General features: G+C 73.7%; 18 protein-coding genes. 15 read left to right on the top strand and 3 right to left on the bottom strand.

Annotation, left to right across the window (positions count from 1 at the left end; all coding sequences use genetic code 11):
* Window positions 1-99 precede the first annotated feature (99 nt).
* Entirely contained in the window at window positions 100-591 is a 492-nt protein-coding gene (locus OG338_RS03840) for a GNAT family N-acetyltransferase (protein ID WP_405935965.1), read from the top strand.
* Window positions 588-1,538: an aminoglycoside phosphotransferase family protein gene (locus OG338_RS03835; RefSeq protein ID WP_405935964.1), complete on the top strand. Its 951-nt coding sequence runs from the start codon at window positions 588-590 to the stop codon at window positions 1,536-1,538. Before OG338_RS03840 ends, OG338_RS03835 begins: the two co-directional genes overlap by 4 nt.
* Here the strand turns inward: OG338_RS03835 and OG338_RS03830 are convergent.
* On the bottom strand, window positions 1,535-2,218 hold the full coding sequence (locus OG338_RS03830) for a gamma-glutamyl-gamma-aminobutyrate hydrolase family protein (RefSeq protein WP_405935963.1): 684 nt from the start codon (window positions 2,216-2,218) through the stop codon (window positions 1,535-1,537). The two genes, OG338_RS03835 and OG338_RS03830, sit on opposite strands and share 4 nt — an antisense overlap.
* 111 nt (window positions 2,219-2,329) lie before the next feature.
* Here OG338_RS03830 and OG338_RS03825 point away from each other — a divergent pair, with 111 nt between their 5' ends.
* The 4 genes from OG338_RS03825 to OG338_RS03810 are packed head-to-tail and all read left to right on the top strand — an operon-like array spanning window position 2,330 to window position 6,827.
* A complete protein-coding gene (locus OG338_RS03825; protein WP_405935962.1) occupies window positions 2,330-3,697 on the top strand; it encodes a glutamine synthetase family protein in 1,368 nt (455 codons plus the stop codon).
* Window positions 3,698-3,704: 7 nt separating this feature from the next.
* Window positions 3,705-5,069 (top strand): aldehyde dehydrogenase family protein, encoded by a 1,365-nt coding sequence (locus OG338_RS03820; protein WP_405935961.1) that lies wholly within the window; start codon window positions 3,705-3,707, stop codon window positions 5,067-5,069.
* A 5-nt stretch (window positions 5,070-5,074) separates the two neighbouring features.
* Entirely contained in the window at window positions 5,075-5,866 is a 792-nt protein-coding gene (locus tag OG338_RS03815; RefSeq protein WP_405935960.1) for a 3-oxoacyl-ACP reductase, read from the top strand.
* A gap of 43 nt (window positions 5,867-5,909) precedes the next feature.
* Window positions 5,910-6,827, top strand: coding sequence for a DUF2510 domain-containing protein (locus tag OG338_RS03810; RefSeq protein WP_405935959.1), 918 nt, complete (start codon window positions 5,910-5,912; stop codon window positions 6,825-6,827).
* 28 nt (window positions 6,828-6,855) lie between these two features.
* Here OG338_RS03810 and OG338_RS03805 read toward each other — a convergent pair whose 3' ends face one another.
* Complete coding sequence (locus OG338_RS03805) at window positions 6,856-8,058, bottom strand: amino acid deaminase/aldolase (RefSeq protein WP_405935958.1); 1,203 nt, start codon at window positions 8,056-8,058, stop codon at window positions 6,856-6,858.
* Window positions 8,059-8,373: 315 nt separating this feature from the next.
* On the opposite strand from OG338_RS03805, the gene OG338_RS03800 reads away from it, so the two are divergent.
* The 4 genes from OG338_RS03800 to OG338_RS03785 all read left to right on the top strand — a co-directional run bounded on the left by OG338_RS03800 (window position 8,374) and on the right by OG338_RS03785 (window position 11,834).
* Entirely contained in the window at window positions 8,374-9,111 is a 738-nt protein-coding gene (locus OG338_RS03800) for a hypothetical protein (RefSeq protein WP_405940307.1), read from the top strand.
* Complete coding sequence (gene mycP, locus OG338_RS03795) at window positions 9,108-10,280, top strand: type VII secretion-associated serine protease mycosin (RefSeq protein WP_405935957.1); 1,173 nt, start codon at window positions 9,108-9,110, stop codon at window positions 10,278-10,280. Before OG338_RS03800 ends, mycP begins: the two co-directional genes overlap by 4 nt.
* 34 nt (window positions 10,281-10,314) lie before the next feature.
* Window positions 10,315-11,043, top strand: coding sequence for an SseB family protein (locus tag OG338_RS03790; RefSeq protein WP_405935956.1), 729 nt, complete (start codon window positions 10,315-10,317; stop codon window positions 11,041-11,043).
* Window positions 11,044-11,126: 83 nt separating this feature from the next.
* A complete protein-coding gene (locus OG338_RS03785; RefSeq protein WP_405935955.1) occupies window positions 11,127-11,834 on the top strand; it encodes an MIP family channel protein in 708 nt (235 codons plus the stop codon).
* A gap of 79 nt (window positions 11,835-11,913) precedes the next feature.
* Here OG338_RS03785 and OG338_RS03780 read toward each other — a convergent pair whose 3' ends face one another.
* Window positions 11,914-12,276 carry a DUF1844 domain-containing protein gene (locus tag OG338_RS03780; protein WP_328899329.1) on the bottom strand — a complete coding sequence of 121 codons (363 nt, stop codon included), beginning with the start codon at window positions 12,274-12,276 and terminating at the stop codon, window positions 11,914-11,916.
* Between the two features lie 341 nt (window positions 12,277-12,617).
* Here OG338_RS03780 and infC point away from each other — a divergent pair, with 341 nt between their 5' ends.
* The 5 genes from infC (at window position 12,618) to OG338_RS03755 (ending at window position 16,329) form a co-directional block, all read left to right on the top strand.
* Window positions 12,618-13,331 carry a translation initiation factor IF-3 gene (gene infC, locus OG338_RS03775; RefSeq protein ID WP_405935954.1) on the top strand — a complete coding sequence of 238 codons (714 nt, stop codon included), beginning with the start codon at window positions 12,618-12,620 and terminating at the stop codon, window positions 13,329-13,331.
* 120 nt (window positions 13,332-13,451) lie between these two features.
* Window positions 13,452-13,646, top strand: coding sequence for a 50S ribosomal protein L35 (rpmI, locus tag OG338_RS03770; RefSeq protein ID WP_405935953.1), 195 nt, complete (start codon window positions 13,452-13,454; stop codon window positions 13,644-13,646).
* A 107-nt stretch (window positions 13,647-13,753) separates the two neighbouring features.
* The gene (rplT, locus tag OG338_RS03765; RefSeq protein WP_018103794.1) at window positions 13,754-14,137 is read left to right on the top strand and encodes a 50S ribosomal protein L20; all 384 of its coding nucleotides are present in this window, start codon (window positions 13,754-13,756) and stop codon (window positions 14,135-14,137) included.
* A gap of 121 nt (window positions 14,138-14,258) precedes the next feature.
* Window positions 14,259-15,101, top strand: a complete 843-nt coding sequence (locus tag OG338_RS03760) for a TrmH family RNA methyltransferase (protein WP_405935952.1) — start codon at window positions 14,259-14,261, stop codon at window positions 15,099-15,101.
* A gap of 118 nt (window positions 15,102-15,219) precedes the next feature.
* A complete protein-coding gene (locus OG338_RS03755; protein ID WP_405935951.1) occupies window positions 15,220-16,329 on the top strand; it encodes an ATP-binding protein in 1,110 nt (369 codons plus the stop codon).
* Window positions 16,330-16,359: the final 30 nt, after the last annotated feature.

Raw genomic sequence — 16,359 nt, 5'->3', positions numbered from 1 at the left:
GCCGGACACGCCCTAGGCGGAGCCCGTGGAAAACCGCGCGACGTGCCGGGCCGGGCACGACACCCTTGCAGGGCACGGCACCCAGCGAAAGGACGATCCATGAGCACTTCGCCGCACCTGAGACGGGCCGGCGCGGACGACGCCGCCGAGGTCACCCGGTTGCGCCGGATCATGCTCGCCTCGATGGGAACCGTCCCGGAAGCCGACTGGACCCCGGTGTGCGAGGCGTACTTCCGCGAACGGCTCGCCACCGACCCGCACTTCGTCGCCTATGTGATCGACGCCGGGGACCGGCTGCTGGCCGGCACGGTCGGCCAGTACATGTGGGCCCTGCCCCGCCCGGGCAGGGCCCCGTACGTTGGGCACATCGCCTCCGTCGCCACCGACCCCGCCCACCGGCGGCGGGGATACGCCCGCCTGACCTTCCGGGCCGTCCACGACCACCTGGTCGAGGCCGGGTGCTCCCGGATCAACCTGACCGCGACGCCCGAGGGCGAGGGCCTGTACCGCTCGCTGGGTTACGGAGACCCCACCGGCCCCACCCCGCTGACCTGGACGGCCGCCACCGCACCGGAGGGCACGGACCGATGACCGCCACCGCACCGCCCGCGCGGGGCGTCCGCCACCCCTGGTCCGGCCTGCCCGCCGCCGTACGCGCGGCCGTCGAGGACATCCTCGGCGCACCGGTCACCGAGGCCCGCACCCAGAACGGCGGCTTCTCACCCGGCGTCGCCGCCCGGGTCCGCCTCGCCAACGGCGGCCGGGCCTTCGTCAAGGCGGTGAGCGCCGAGGTGAACGCGGACAGCCCCCGCATGCACCGCGACGAGATCCGGCACACCGCGCTGCTCCCGGCGCACGCCCCGGTGCCCCGGCTGCTCGGCTCGTACGACGACGGCACCTGCGTCGCCCTCGTACTGGAGGACATCGACGGCCGCCAGCCCCGGGTGCCCTGGGACCGGGCGGAGCTGGACCGGGTCCTGACAGCGGTCGGGGACCTCGCCCGGCTCCTCACCCCGGCCCCGGCCGGCGCACCGGTCCCGGACGACGCGCATCTGGACGGCTGGCGCACCCTGCACGCCGCCGGCGGCGACCCCCGCCTGCACCCCTGGGCCGCCGGCCGCCTCGCCGAACTCGCGGAACTGGAATCCGGCTGGACCGAGGCCGTCGCCGGGGACACCCTCGCCCACAGCGACCTGCGCGCCGACAACATCCTGCTCACCGGGGACCGGACCGTCTTCGTGGACTGGCCGCACGCGGTGCGCGCCGCGCCCTGGTTCGACCTCCTGGCGATGCTCCCGTGCGTGGCCGCCCAGGGCTACGCCTCCGGAACGGGCCGCCCCGACCCGGAGGCCCTGTTCACCGCCCACCCGCTCGGCCGGGACGCGGACCCCGACGCCGTCACCGCCGTACTCGCCGCCGTCGCCGGGTACTTCGCGGAGCACGCACTGCGCCCCGCCCCGCCCGGCCTCCCGACGCTCCGGGCCTTCCAGGCGGCCCAGGGCGCCGCCGCCCTGACCTGGCTCCGGCGGCGGCTCTAGGCTCCTGCCGCCGCCACCAACCCCCGCACCACGCGGAAGTCCTCGCCCATCTCCGGATGCCACTGCACCCCCAGGACCCAGTGGTCGCCGGGGAGTTCGACCGCCTCCACGGTGCCGTCCGCCGCGTGCGCCGACGCCACCAGGCCGCTGCCGATCCGGTCCACGGCCTGGTGGTGGTACGTGGGCACGGCGCACACCTCCGGCGCCAGCGACGCGTAACGGGTGCCCGGGACCGGTGTCACCGGGTGTGAACCGAACACGCCCGGCGCCCCGCCGTGGCCGTCCAGATGCTGGGTCAGGGTGCCCCCGCACACCACGTTCAGCAGCTGCATCCCCCGGCACACCCCGAGCAACGGCGTCCCCGACTCCAGCGCCGCGCCGATCAGCGCCGCCTCCCAGGAGTCCCGCTCCGCCGCCGGCGGCCCGGTACGCGGATCGCGCCCGGCCCCGTACCGTGCCGGGTCCACATCGGGGCCGCCCGCCACCACCACCGCGTCCAGCCGGGCCACGGTCTCCGCCGCGATCCCGGGCGCGTCCGGCGGCAGCAGCACGGCCAGCCCGCCCGCCTCCCGCACCATCCGGGCGTACCCGGCGGGCAGCAGCGCCGCCGGCAGATCCCATACCTCCCAGCGCGCCGAAGCGACCAGATAAGTGCTGATCCCGACCAGCGGACGATTCACCGGTGCCCTCCCTCGTACGGCGCGCGGAACACCCGGGCACCGTACCCACAACACCCACCCTGCCCATAGATTTGTACGCGCCTGCCCGGCCCGCGAGGAGAGGACCCGTCCGTGTCCGACCGCACCGCCCCGCTCGCCCTCGAAGACCTGCGCCGCCTCGTGCACAGCGGGGAGATCGACACCGTCGTCCTGGCCTTCCCCGACATGCAGGGACGGCTCCAGGGCAAACGCTTCGCCGCCCCCTTCTTCCTCGACGAGGTCGTCCCGCACGGCACCGAGGGCTGCGCCTACCTCCTCGCCGTGGACACCGACATGAACACCGTCGACGGCTACGCCATGTCCTCCTGGGACAACGGCTACGGCGACCTCGCCATGCGCCCCGACCTCACGACCCTGCGCCGGGTGCCCTGGCACGAGGGCACCGCGCTGGCCCTCGCCGACCTCGCCTGGGCCGACGGCACGCCCGTCACCGCCGCGCCCCGGCAGATCCTGCGCCGCCAGCTCGCACGCCTCGCCGAACACGGGTACACCGCGCACGTCGGCACCGAACTGGAGTTCATCGTCTTCAAGGACACCTACGAACAGGCGTGGGACCGGGGCTACCGAGAGCTGACCCCCGTCAACCAGTACAACGTCGACTACTCCGTCCTCGGAACCGGCCGCGTCGAACCCCTGCTGCGCCGCATCCGCAACGAGATGGCGGGCGCGGGCCTCGCCGTCGAGTCCGCCAAGGGCGAGTGCAACCCGGGCCAGCACGAGATCGTGTTCCGCTACGACGAGGCCCTGGTCACCTGCGACCAGCACGCCGTCTACAAGACCGGCGCCAAGGAGATCGCCGCCCAGGAGGGCATGGCGCTCACCTTCATGGCCAAGTTCAACGAACGCGAGGGCAACTCCTGTCACATCCACCTCTCGCTGCGCTCCACCACCGACCCCGGACGGTCCGTCATGGCCGGTACGGACGGGGCCATGTCACCCGTGATGCGGCACTTCCTGGCCGGCCAGCTCGCCGCCCTGCGCGACCTCGCCCTCCTCTTCGCGCCGAACATCAACTCGTACAAGCGGCTGCGCCCCGGCTCCTTCGCCCCGACCGCCGTCGCCTGGGGCCACGACAACCGCACCTGCGCGCTGCGCGTCGTCGGCCACGGCGCCTCGCTGCGCTTCGAGAACCGGCTCCCCGGCGGCGACGTCAACCCGTACCTGGCCGTCGCCGGACTCGTCGCCGCCGGACTCCACGGCATCGAGCACAAGCTCGAACTCCCCGAACCCTGCGAGGGCAACGCCTACACCGCCGCGTACGACCACGTCCCGGCCACCCTGCGCGAGGCCGCCGCGCTCTGGGAGGACAGCGGAATCGCCCGCGAGGCATTCGGCGAGGACGTCGTCGCGCACTACCGCACCATGGCCCGCGTCGAACTCGACGCCTTCGACGCGGCCGTCACCGACTGGGAACTGCGCCGCTCCTTCGAACGCCTGTGAGGACCACGTGATCCATGAGCACCACGTCCTGAACCCGGCGACCGAAGAGGTCGTCGCCACCGTCCCCGCCACCCCCGCCCCGGCCGTCCACACCGCCGTCGTCCGCGCCACCGCCGCCCAGCGCACCTGGGCAGCGCTCGCCCCCGCCGACCGGGCCCGGCTGCTGCGCCGGTTCGCCGCCGCCGTCGACGCCCACACCGAGGAACTGGCCCGACTGGAGGTCCGGGAGGCCGGCCACACCCTCGGCAACGCCCGCTGGGAGGCCGGCAACGTCCGCGACCTGCTCGACTACGCGGCCGGGGGAGTGGAACGCCTCAACGGCCGGCAGATCCCCGTCCCCGGCGGCCTCGACCTCACGATCCTCGAACCCCTGGGCGTCGTCGGCGTCATCGCCCCCTGGAACTTCCCGATGCCCATCGCCGCCTGGGGCACCGCCCCCGCCCTCGCCGCCGGCAACGCGGTGATCCTGAAACCCGCCGAGACCACCCCGCTCACCGCCCTCCGCCTCGCGGAGATCGCCCTGGAGGCGGGCCTGCCCGAACACCTCTTCCAGGTCCTGCCCGGCGCGGGCGACGAGGCGGGCAACGCCCTGGTCGAACACCCGGGCGTCGCCAAGATCGTGTTCACCGGCTCCACCCGCACCGGCAAGCGGATCATGGCCAAGTGCGCGGACCGCCTCAAGCGGGTCACCCTCGAACTCGGCGGCAAGAGCCCCAGCATCGTCTTCGCCGACGCCGACATCGAGGCCGCCGCGGCCGCCGCCCCCGACTCCTTCCTGGACAACGCCGGCCAGGACTGCTGCGCCCGCACCCGCATCCTCGTCCAGCGCTCCGCGTACGACCGCTTCCTGGAACACCTCGCCCCGGCCGTCGCCGCGTACACCGTCGGCGACCCCGCCGACGAGAAGACCCGGATGGGCCCGCTCATCTCCCGTACCCAGCTCGAACGCGTACGTGGTTACGTCCCCGAGGGCGCCGCCGCGATCCGGGGGAGCGCGCCCGAGGGGCCCGGCTTCTGGTTCCCGCCGACCGTCCTCACCGGCGTCCCGGCGGACGCGCCCGTCGCCACCGAGGAGGTGTTCGGGCCCGTCGCCGTCGTGCTGCCCTTCGAGGACGAGGCGGACGCCGTGCGGCTCGCCAACGCCACCGACTACGGGCTCGCCGGCTCGCTCTGGACCCGTGACGTGGGGCGCGCCCTGCGGGTGTCCCGGGCCGTCCGGGCGGGCAATCTCTCCGTCAACTCGCACTCGGCGGTGCGCTACTGGACCCCCTTCGGCGGGTTCAAGCAGTCCGGCGTCGGGCGCGAGCTGGGGCCCGACGCCCTCACCGCCTTCACCGAGACCAAGAACGTCTTCCTGAGCACGGAGGTCTGACCGGAATGACGACCACGGACCACGAGACCATCTGCCGCCGCCTCGTCGGCCGCACCGCCGTCATCACCGGCGCGGGCAGCGGCATCGGCCTGGCCACCGCCCACCGGCTCGCCTCCGAAGGGGCGCACGTCGTCTGCGGCGACATCGACGCGAAGGCCGGCGAGGCGGCGGCCGAAGCGGTCGGCGGCACCTTCGTACGCGTCGACGTGACCGACCCCGGACAGGTCGCCGAGCTGTTCCGTACCGCCGACGACACCTACGGCTCCGTCGACATCGCCTTCAACAACGCGGGCATCTCCCCGCCCGAGGACGACTCCATCCTCACCACGGAACTGGAGGCGTGGAAACGCGTCCAGGACGTCAACCTCACCTCCGTCTACCTCTGCTGCAAGGCCGCCCTGCCCTATATGCGCCGCCAGGGCCGCGGCTCCATCATCAACACCGCCTCCTTCGTGGCCCGGATGGGCGCGGCCACCTCGCAGATCTCGTACACCGCGTCCAAGGGCGGGGTGCTGGCGATGACCCGCGAACTGGGCGTCCAGTTCGCCCGCGAGGGCATCCGCGTCAACGCGCTCTGCCCCGGCCCGGTCAACACCCCGCTGCTCCAGGAGCTGTTCGCCAAGGACCCGGAGCGGGCGGCCCGCCGGCTGGTGCACATCCCGCTCGGCCGGTTCGCCGAGGCCACCGAGATCGCCGCCGCCGTCGCGTTCCTGGCGAGCGACGACGCCTCGTTCGTCAACGCCACCGACTTCCTGGTGGACGGCGGCATCTCCGGTGCCTACGTCACACCGCTGTAGACCTCTCTCCTGGAGCTGTGGACTTCTCTCCTAGAGTGGGGCGATGAGCTATCCGACGCCGCCCGGCTGGTATCCGGACACCGCAGCGCCCGGCACCGAGCGCTGGTGGGACGGCACGGCGTGGACCGCCCACACCCGGGCACCCGCCACCGTGCCCGTTCCCGCCCCGGCCCCGCAGGGCGGCGGCAGCGCCCGGGCCGTCGCGCTCGTGGTGGCCGGGGCGGTCGTCGTCGGCGCCGTCGTGACCGGGGCCGTGCTCCTGACCCGGAACGACGACCCGGAGGCCCCGGCCGCCCACGCCTCGGCGTCGCCCACCCGGACCGGCACCGACGAGGTCCCCGGCGACGACGACCCCTCCCCGGACGGCACCCCCGCGCACGAGGACGCGAACATGCTCACCGACCAGCTCAACGGCATCACGCTGCCCATCCCGGACGGCTGGGAGCGGCCGGACCGGACCTCCGGGCAGCTCCTCACGATGCGCACCAAGGACTCGTACGAGTGCCCCGGCGCCTCCTCCTCGTACTGCTACCCCGGCACCGTCACCACCCGGACCCCCGGCGGCACCGACGCCACCACGCCCGAAGCCCTCGCCAAGGAGGACATCGCCGACGCCGCCGACCGCGCCTACGAGGAGGACCTCATCGGCCGGCGCATCCACGGCGGCATCACCGCGCACCGGCAGACCGCCGCGGGCGAGATCACCGTCGCCGGCCGCACCGGCTACTACATCCGCTGGAAGGTCACCACCGCCAAGGGCCCCGGCGGCTATGTGCAGTCGCTCGCCTTCCCGTCCCCCGTCGGCAGCGAGTCGCCCGTCATCGTCCGGTACGCCTTCGACGCCGGCCCCGACGGACCGCCCCTGGCCCTCATGGACACCCTCACGAAGGGCATCCGCCCCATCGGCGCGAAGGCCACGGACGGCGGCGTCGGCAGCGCGGTCGAGCACCCGGGCGGCTGAGGAAACGTACGGCTGGAGGAACGTACGGCTAGAGGAACGTACGGCCCTCGCCCCGGTACGTCGGAACCGTCGCCGTCACCCGGTCGCCCTCGATCAGGTGCAGCGCGTCGAACCGCTCGCACAGCTCACCGGCCTTCGCGTGCCGGAACCACACCTTGTCACCGATCAGCAGATCGTCCGCCGGGGCGCCGAGCAGCGGGGTCTGCACCTCGCCGGGGCCCTCCTGCGGGTCGTAGCGCAGCCCCTCCGGGAGATACGGGACCGGCAGCCGGTCCGCCCCGGCCGCGCCCGACGCCGGATAGCCGCCCCCGAGCACCGTCACCACGCCCACGCCCGGCCGCCGCACCACGGGCTGCGCGAACAGGGCCGCCGGGCGGGCCGTGAACGAGGTGTAGTTGTCGAACAGGCGCGGCACATACAGCCCCGAACCGGCGGCGATCTCCGTCACCGCGTCCTCCGCCGCCGTGTGCTGCACGCTGCCCGTGCCGCCGCCGTTCACGAACTCCAGGTCCGGCGCCACCGCCCGGACCGCCCGCACCACCTCGGCCCGCCGGGCCGCCAGCTCCTTACGGGCCGTGGCCTGCATCAGCCGGATCGCCCGGGACCGCAGCGGACGCCCCGCCACCGCGTCCCCGACGCCCGCGATGTGCCCCTCGTACGCCATCAGCCCGACCAGCCGGAAACCGGGGCGCCGGACCACGGACCTGGCCAGGTCGGCCAGCTGGGCGGGGGAGCGCAGCGGCGAGCGCAGGGCCCCGATCCGGACCCGGCCGCCGAGCATCCGCAGCGAGGTGTCCAGCTCCAGGCAGACCCGGATCTCCTGGCTGCCGCCCGCCCGCGCCGCGTCGATCAGGTCCAGCTGGGCGTGGTCGTCCACCATCACCGTCACGGCGGCGGCGAGCTTCGGATCGGCGGCCAGCTCCGCGTACGCCGGGCGGTCGGCGGAGGGATAAGCCAGCAGCACGTCGTCGAAGCCGGCCCGGGCCAGCCACAGTGACTCCGCGAGCGTGAACGACATGATCCCGGCGAACCCGGGCCGGGCCAGCACCCGCTCCAGCAGGGCCCGGCAGCGCACCGACTTGCTCGCCACCCGGACCGGCTTGCCCGCCGCCCGGCGCACGAGATCGTCCGCGTTGGCGTCGAACGCCTCCAGGTCCACGACGGCTACGGGAGCGTCGAGATGGGCGGTGGCCCGGTCGTAACGGGCCCGGTCAGTGGCTCGGGCAGTCATGGCCGCAGCTTGCCAGACGGTTCTACCGCTGGGTAGGGGGATGATCCGTGCAGATCCGCCGGCGCCCGGCCCGCCCGCTCCCACCCGGGTCGCCGCAGCCCGTAGAGTGACGCCCACGCGGCGCACGGGGTCCGCCCACACGGGCGGGAGCGACGCGCGGTACGGAACGGACCAGGGGGGGGGCGGATGAGCACCGAAGCACGGCGCGCCCCCGTCCCGCCCCCGCCCCACCCCGCGGGCCCGCCGCCGTACGGGCCGGCACCGGCCCCCGCCGACCGGCCGCCCCCCGAGCCCCCCGCCCGCCCCCGCCGAACCGTGGCCGCCGGCGTCTGCGGCGTCCTCGGGCTCGGGCTGATCGCCGGAGCCGCCGCCGGCACCTGGCTCACCGGAGCCTCCGACGACGACCCCGCCGCCCGCAGCGCGTACACCGTGGGCCGCGAAGCCTGGCACAGCATCCCCGTGGGCACCCTCTTCCCGCGCACCCTGAAGGGCGACGGCACCGGGCCCGGCGGCGCCGACCGGGTCTGGACCAGGCTCGCCGTCGCCCCCGAGGGCCGCTGCGCCGACGCGTTCGACCCGCTGCTCGCCAAGACCCTGCGTACGGCCGGCTGCGCCCACGTCCTGCGCGCCACGTACACCGACGCGACCGCCAGCAGCGTCACCACCGTCGGGCTCGCCTTCACCGAGGGCGACACCGACGCGATGCGGGCCCTCGGCGCCCGGTTCGCCGACCGGCACCTCGACCGCCGCACCGACCTGCTGCCCCGCACCTACCCCGTGAAGGACGGCCCGGCCGCCTCCTTCGGTGCCCGGCAGCGCGCCAGCTGGTCCGTCCACGTCCTGACCGAGATCCCGGTCGTCGCCTTCGCCGTCACCGGGTTCGCCGACGGCCGCGTGAGCACCCCGCCCCAGCCCGCCGACCGGGCCCTGGCCGACGGTGCCACGACCCCCGCCGCCCAGGCCGGACTCGGCCACGAGGCCAAGGGCCTGTCCGACGGCGTCGAACGCGCGCTGCGCACCCATGTGGCCGACCTCGCGGAGCAGCCACGATGAAACACGCCCTGGGCGTCCTCTGCGCGGCCACCGCCCTCGCCCTGCTCCCCGCGAGCCCCGCCGGGGCCGACACCATCCGGGCCCAGCAGTGGGGCCTGGCCGCGATGCACACCGACCGGGCCTGGGAGACCACGCGCGGCAAGGGCGTCACCGTCGCCGTGGTCGACACCGGGGTCGACGGCAGCCTGCCCGACCTCGCGGGCCAGGTCCTGCCCGGCAAGGACCTCATCGGCTTCGGCGCCGGACGCGGCGACAAGGCGTGGGCCAGGCACGGCACCGCCATGGCCGGGATCATCGCGGGCCGGGGCCACGGCAGCGGCCGCGCCGACGGCGTCCTCGGCATCGCGCCCGAGGCCAGGATTCTCCCGGTCCGCGTCATCCTCGAAGCGAGCGACCCGGACCGCGCCGAGGCCCGCAGGACCCGGGGCACCGCGCTGGCCGACGGCATCCGCTGGGCCGCCGACCACGGCGCCGACGTCATCAACCTCTCCCTGGGCGACGACAGCGAGTCCGCCCACCCCGAGCCCGGCGAGGACGCCGCCGTCCAGTACGCGCTGAAGAAGGGCGCCGTCGTCGTCGCCTCGGCCGGCAACGGAGGCGAGAAGGGCGACCACATCTCGTACCCCGCCGCCTACCCCGGGGTCATCGCCGCCGCGGCCGTCGACCGGTACGGCACGCACGCCTCGTTCTCCACCCGCCGCTGGTACGCCACCGTGAGCGCCCCCGGCGACGACATCGTCGTACCGGCGCCCGACCACAAGTACTACGTGGAGTGGGGCACGTCCGCCGCCGCCGCGTTCGTCTCCGGCGCGGTCGCCCTGGTGAAGTCCGCGCACCCCGGGCTCACGCCCGCGCAGATCAAGAAGCTCCTCACCGACACCGCGCGCGACGCCCCCGCGTCCGGCCGCGACGACGCACGCGGCTACGGGATCGTGGACCCGGCCGCGGCCATCGAGGCGGGCGGCGCCCCGCGCTCCGCCGACGCGCGCGGCGACTCCGCCCCGGCGGGCTACCGCAAGCGGTACTTCGGCGCCGGACCCACCCCCGAACCCGAGGACGACGGGCCGGCCGGATGGCTCGCCCCGGCGGCCGGGGGCCTCGGCGTGCTCCTGCTGGCGGCGGGCGTACTGCTGTGGCGCGGCCGCTCCCCGTTCACCCGGAACCGCTGACCGGGCCCCTCCGGCCAGGCACTACGCTCGCCCCGTGGAGCAGAAGAACATTCCGGACCCCGGTTTCTCCGACGACGACGGCACCGCCGACCCCGCTCTGGCCTCGGCGCTCGCCGCCTGGGCCGAGGACCGCACCGCCGTCGCACCGGTGCTCGAAGCGCTGAAGAGCGCCCGGTTGCTCGTCCCCGTTGTGGCAGTCCTCGGCGAGGTGGAAGAGGACGAGAACGGGCTGCGGCGCGAGAAGACGAGCGACATGGCGGTGCCCACCCTCCAGGCCGGGGACCGCCGCGCCCTGCCCGCCTTCACCTCCACCGCTTCCCTGGCCCGCTGGGACCCACAGGCCCGCCCCGTCGCCGTACCCCTGCACCAGGCGCTCCAGGCCGCCGCGCACGAGAAGGCCGACACGGTGGTGCTCGACCTCGCGGGCCCGGTGGCCTTCGAGCTGACCGGGGCCGCCCTGCGCGCCCTCGCCGAGGGCCGTACCAGCGCGGACCCGCTGGACGACCCCGCGGTCACCGCCGCCGTCCGCGCGGCGGTCGCCGCCGAGCCCGCCGTGCTCCGCGCCCACCTCGGGCCCGGCAGCGCCGACGGCACCCTCGCCCTGGTCCTCGCCCCCGACGCCGACCCGGCCCAGGCGGCTCAGCGCGTCGCCCGCGCGCTGGCGGCCGACGAGGTGCTGCGCGCCCGGCTGGTCCGGGGCCTGGACCTCGCGCTGCTCCCGGCCGGGGCGCACACACCGGGTGATCCCCTGTTCACGCGCTGATCACCCGTACGGCTCGCCGCGCGCGGAGCCGCGAGCGGCCGGAGAATTGCGAAGAAAAGGAACGATCTTCGCGAGGTGGTTGTATGCAGACGCGGACAGCCGTGTCGGAGTTCCTCGGCACCCTGCTGCTGGTTTTCTTCGCCGTGGGAGCGGCGGTGCTGTGCGTCGATTACATCGGAACCCTGGGCATCGCCCTGGCCTTCGGTTTCGTGCTCCTCGCACTCGCCTACGCCCTCGGCCCGATCTCCGGCTGCCACATCAACCCGGCGGTCACCCTCGGCATGCTGGCCGCCCGGCGGATCGACGTGCGCACGGCCGTGACGTACTGGATCGCGCAGTTCCTCGGCGGCATCGCCGGCGCCGCGCTGCTGTTTCTGCTCGCCAAGCAGGTCCCCGGGCTGAAGACCAGCGGCAAGTTCGGCAGCAACGGCTACGGCAGCCGCTCGGACGTGCACATCAACCTCGGCGGCGCCTTCCTGGCCGAGGTGGTGCTCACCTTCCTGCTGGTCTTCGTGGTCCTCGCGGTCACCCACAAGGTGGCGGTCGTCGGCTTCGACGGACTGCCGATCGGCATCTCCCTCGCGGTGATCCACCTGGTCGGCATCCCGCTCACCGGCACCTCGGTCAACCCGGCCCGGAGCCTCGGCCCGGCCCTGTTCGCCGGCGGTGCGGCCCTCTCCCAGCTGTGGCTGTTCATCGTGGCCCCCCTGGTCGGCGGCATCCTCGCGGCGCTCGCCCACCGGCTGACCCACCCCTCCATGCGCGGCGGCGAGACGACCGCGGAGGTCTGACCCGCGCCCGCGAAGCGAAGAGCCCCCGCCGGGCGGACCGGCGGGGGCTCTTTCTCGTACGGGAAAAGGGGCGGCGGGCTCAGCCGAAGACCGGGCCGGTGTACTTCTCGCCCGGACCCTTGCCCGGCTCGTCCGGGACGACCGACGCCTCGCGGAAGGCCAGCTGGAGGGACTTCAGGCCGTCGCGCAGCGGAGCCGCGTGGAAGGAGCTGATCTCGGTGGTGCTCGCGTCCAGCAGGCCGGCCAGCGCGTGGACCAGCTTGCGGGCCTCGTCCAGGTCCTTGTGTGCGTCGCCGTCCTCGGTCAGGCCGAGCTTCACGGCGGCGGCGCTCATCAGATTGACGGCGACCGTCACGATCACCTCGACGGCGGGCACCTCCGCGATGTCGCGGGTCATCTCGTCGAAGCCGGGGGAATCACTGCTGGGGGTCGCGTCACTCATGCGCCTTACGATAGGCCCACGGCGACGGCCCGCCGTCTGCGGGAGCCGGTCGGGAGGCCGGTTGGTGCCCGCTCGGCCGAGCTGCTAACCTTGTGTAACGACCGGCCGGACAGCTATGTGCCCGGCCCACAAGTGGAGGCTCCGTTCTCCCACCTGACCGCCCTCAGGGCGGCGGGTCACCGGTCAGGCGGTCCCCATCGTTCCGTACGGACGATGGAACCGCCCGATGCGCCCCGCGGTTCACCGTGGCGGTGTTCCGGTTTTCCAGGAGCCCCGCCTGTGTCCCGTCCGGGGCATTTTTCTTGCTCCGATGCGGTTGGTCTGTCTGAAACAGACGTTACGTGGCTGTCCGCCAGGCGGTCGCGTGGTGCTACCGAGGAGGATCCATCAGCGCCGAGCCCCGCATCAACGACCGGATTCGCGTGCCCGAGGTGCGACTTGTCGGTCCCAGCGGCGAGCAGGTCGGGATTGTGCCGCTTGCCAAGGCCCTGGAACTCGCACAGGAGTACGACCTCGACCTGGTCGAGGTGGCGGCAACCGCCCGTCCGCCCGTGTGCAAGCTCATGGACTACGGGAAGTTCAAGTACGAGTCGGCCATGAAGGCCCGTGAGGCGCGCAAGAACCAGGCGCACACGGTCATCAAGGAGATGAAGCTCCGGCCGAAGATCGACCCGCACGACTATGACACCAAGAAGGGTCACGTCGTCCGGTTCCTCAAGCAGGGCGACAAGGTCAAGATCACGATCATGTTCCGCGGTCGTGAGCAGTCCCGCCCCGAGCTGGGCTTCCGACTGCTCCAGCGGCTCGCTTCGGACGTGGAGGAACTCGGCTTCATCGAGTCCAACCCGAAGCAGGACGGCCGGAACATGATCATGGTTCTGGGCCCGCACAAGAAGAAGACCGAAGCCATGGCCGAGGCCCGCGAGGCCCAGGCCGCCCGCAAGGCGGAGCGCCAGGGGAACAACACCCCGGACGCCGCGCCCGAGGCGAAGGCCCCCGAGGCTCCGGCCGAGGCGGCGCCCGAGGCCGAGGCCGAGACACCTTCCGAGGCGTGACCGCGGGGGGTGCCACCCAGGCACCCCCGGGTCCCCCCGGAACCCCCATCAAGATCTGACGCCCCCGCAGTCCGGTGCCCGCACCGAGAGGGGCGCCACCGACGAGGAGAGAACGGCGCGATGCCGAAGAACAAGACGCACAGCGGTGCCAGCAAGCGCTTCAAGATCACCGGCTCCGGCAAGGTGCTTCGGGAGAAGGCCGGCAAGCGCCACTACCTGGAGCACAAGTCGTCCAAGAAGACGCGTTCGCTGACCGGCACGGTCGTCGCGGCTCCGGCCGACGCCAAGAAGGTTAAGAAGCTTCTCGGCAAGTGAGGCCGCAGTCCCCGGTGAGCCCGGGGACGCGCCCTCGATCCGACCGGGACCAATTCGTTTCCGGGCCGTGTGAGTACGACCACGGCCCCGCTACAAGGAGTTAACAAGTGGCACGCGTCAAGCGGGCAGTCAACGCCCACAAGAAGCGCCGGGCGATCCTCGAGCAGGCCAGCGGTTACCGCGGTCAGCGTTCGCGCCTGTACCGCAAGGCCAAGGAGCAGGTCACCCACTCCCTGGTCTACAACTACAACGACCGCAAGAAGCGCAAGGGCGACTTCCGTCAGCTCTGGATCCAGCGCATCAACGCGGCTGCCCGCCAGAACGGCATGACGTACAACCGCCTCATCCAGGGTCTGAAGGCCGCCAACATCGAGGTGGACCGCAAGATCCTGGCCGAGCTCGCGGTCAACGACGCCAACGCGTTCGCCGCCCTCGTCGAGGTCGCCCAGAAGGCCCTCCCGAGCGACGTCAACGCCCCGAAGGCCGCCTGACCCAGGCCGCACTTCTCGGTTTCCGAGCCGGACCCGCAGGCGCTCGCCGTCTGCGGGTCCGGTGCGTTGCACCACCTGTCACGACCCGCACCTTCGTACGCAGAGAGGCTCGCCGCCGACCATGGGCATCCCTGAACTGATCTCCCCGCGTTCGCCTCGGGTCGCCGCCGCCCGGCGGCTGGCCAGGCGCAACTTCCGCGGCAAGGAGCGCAGGTTCATCGCCGAGGGGCCGCAGGCCGTGCGCGAGGCCGCCGAGCACCGGGGCGACGACGGCGAACCGACCCTGGTCGAGCTCTTCGCCACCGTCGAGGCCGCCGACCGCTACACCGCCATCATCGACGCCGCCCACGCGGCCGGCGCCCGCGTCCACCTGGCCGGCGCCGACGTCCTGGCCGACGTCTCCCAGACCGTCACCCCGCAGGGCCTCATCGGCGTCTGCCGCTTCCTCGACTCGCCCTTCGACGCGATCCTCGCCGCCCGGCCGAGGCTGGTCGCCGTCCTGGCCCACGTCCGCGACCCCGGCAACGCCGGCACGGTGCTGCGCTGTGCCGACGCGGCGGGCGCCGACGCGGTCGTCCTGACCGACGCCTCCGTCGACCTGTACAACCCCAAGTCGGTGCGCGCGTCGGTCGGTTCGCTGTTCCACCTGCCGGTCGCCGTGGGCGTCCCCGTCGAACAGGCCGTACACGGGCTGCGCGAGGCGGGCGTCCGCATCCTGGCCGCCGACGGCGCGGGCGCGGACGACCTGGACGACGAGCTGGACGCCGGCACGATGGGCGGGCCCACCGCCTGGGTCTTCGGCAACGAGGCGTGGGGCCTGCCGGCGGAGACCCGCGCCCTGGCCGACGCCGTGGTGCGGGTACCGATCCACGGCAAGGCGGAGAGCCTGAACCTCGCCACCGCCGCCGCCGTCTGCCTGTACGCCTCCGCACGCGCCCAGCGCCCCCGCCGCACCACCACCTGACCCCGGCGGACGCCCCCACTTCGACGGAGAGCCGCCACAGGGTGTCGCTCCGTCACCGACCCCTAGTAGGGTGGCCAACTCGGGGGCCCACTGCACCGGTTCGAGAGTGGGGTACGGAATGGCTGTCGGCATGAGCGGACCGCGTGCGGCACGGGCGGGCGTCGCGGACGTGGGCGGCCTCGGGCTGGACCCCGACGATCTGCCGGACGGGCTCGTCGTCGCGGACGGGACCGGCCGGATCATCTGCTTCAACGCCGCCGCCGTCCGCATCACCGCAGTGCCGGAGGCCGCCGCCCTCGGCCGCCCCGTCGAGCAGGTGCTGCCGCTGGAGGACCTCAAGGGCCGCCGCTGGTGGGAGCTGACCGACCCCTACGGCGGCCTCGCCACCCGGACCGGTCAGCCCGAACGCAATCTGCTGCTGCCCGGCGGGCGTGAGGTGCTGGTCTCCGCCCGCTATGTGCGCGAGACCCCCACCGGACCGGTCCGCCGCCTGGTCGTCAGCCTGCGCGGCACCGAGGCCCGCCGCCGCACCGAGCGCAGCAATGCCGAGCTCATCGCGACCGTCGCCCACGAACTGCGCTCGCCGCTCACCTCGGTCAAGGGCTTCACGGCGACGCTCCTGGCCAAATGGGAGCGGTTCACCGACGACCAGAAGCGCCTGATGCTGGAGACGGTGTACGCCGACGCCAACCGGGTCACCCGGCTCATCACCGAGCTCCTGGACATCTCCCGGATCGACTCCGGCCGCCTGGAGCTGCGCCGCCAGCCCGTCGACCTGTCCGCCGCCGTCGAGCGCCACGTCCAGGCGCACACCGCGGCCGGCCAGGACCCCGGCCGCTTCCTCGTCCGCACCCTGCAACCGCTGCCCGCGGTGTGGGCCGACCCGGACAAGGTCGACCAGGTGCTGGGCAACCTGCTGGAAAACGCGGTGCGGCACGGTGAGGGAACTGTCACCATCGACGTGGCACCCGCACCGGCGAAGAGCGACGAGAGGGGAGCGGCCGTCACCGTGAGCGACGAAGGTCCCGGCATCCCCGAGGAGTCGATGAGCCGTGTCTTCACCCGCTTCTGGCGGGGCAGCAAGCGCGGCGGCACGGGCCTGGGCCTCTACATCGTCAAGGGCATCGTCGAGGCCCACGGCGGCACCATCACGGTCGGCCGCGGCCCCGGAGGCGGCGCGGAGTTCCGATTTATGCTGCCCGTGAGCACGCCGGCCTATCTCAGTTGAGGCCGACCGGCCCACGGGCGCCCCACCCGC

This window comes from Streptomyces sp. NBC_00726, from assembly GCF_045161735.1.
In the GTDB taxonomy this organism is placed as follows: domain Bacteria; phylum Actinomycetota; class Actinomycetes; order Streptomycetales; family Streptomycetaceae; genus Streptomyces.
Note: the sequence above shows the minus strand (reverse complement) of the source record. Positions and strands in the feature narration are given on the sequence as shown.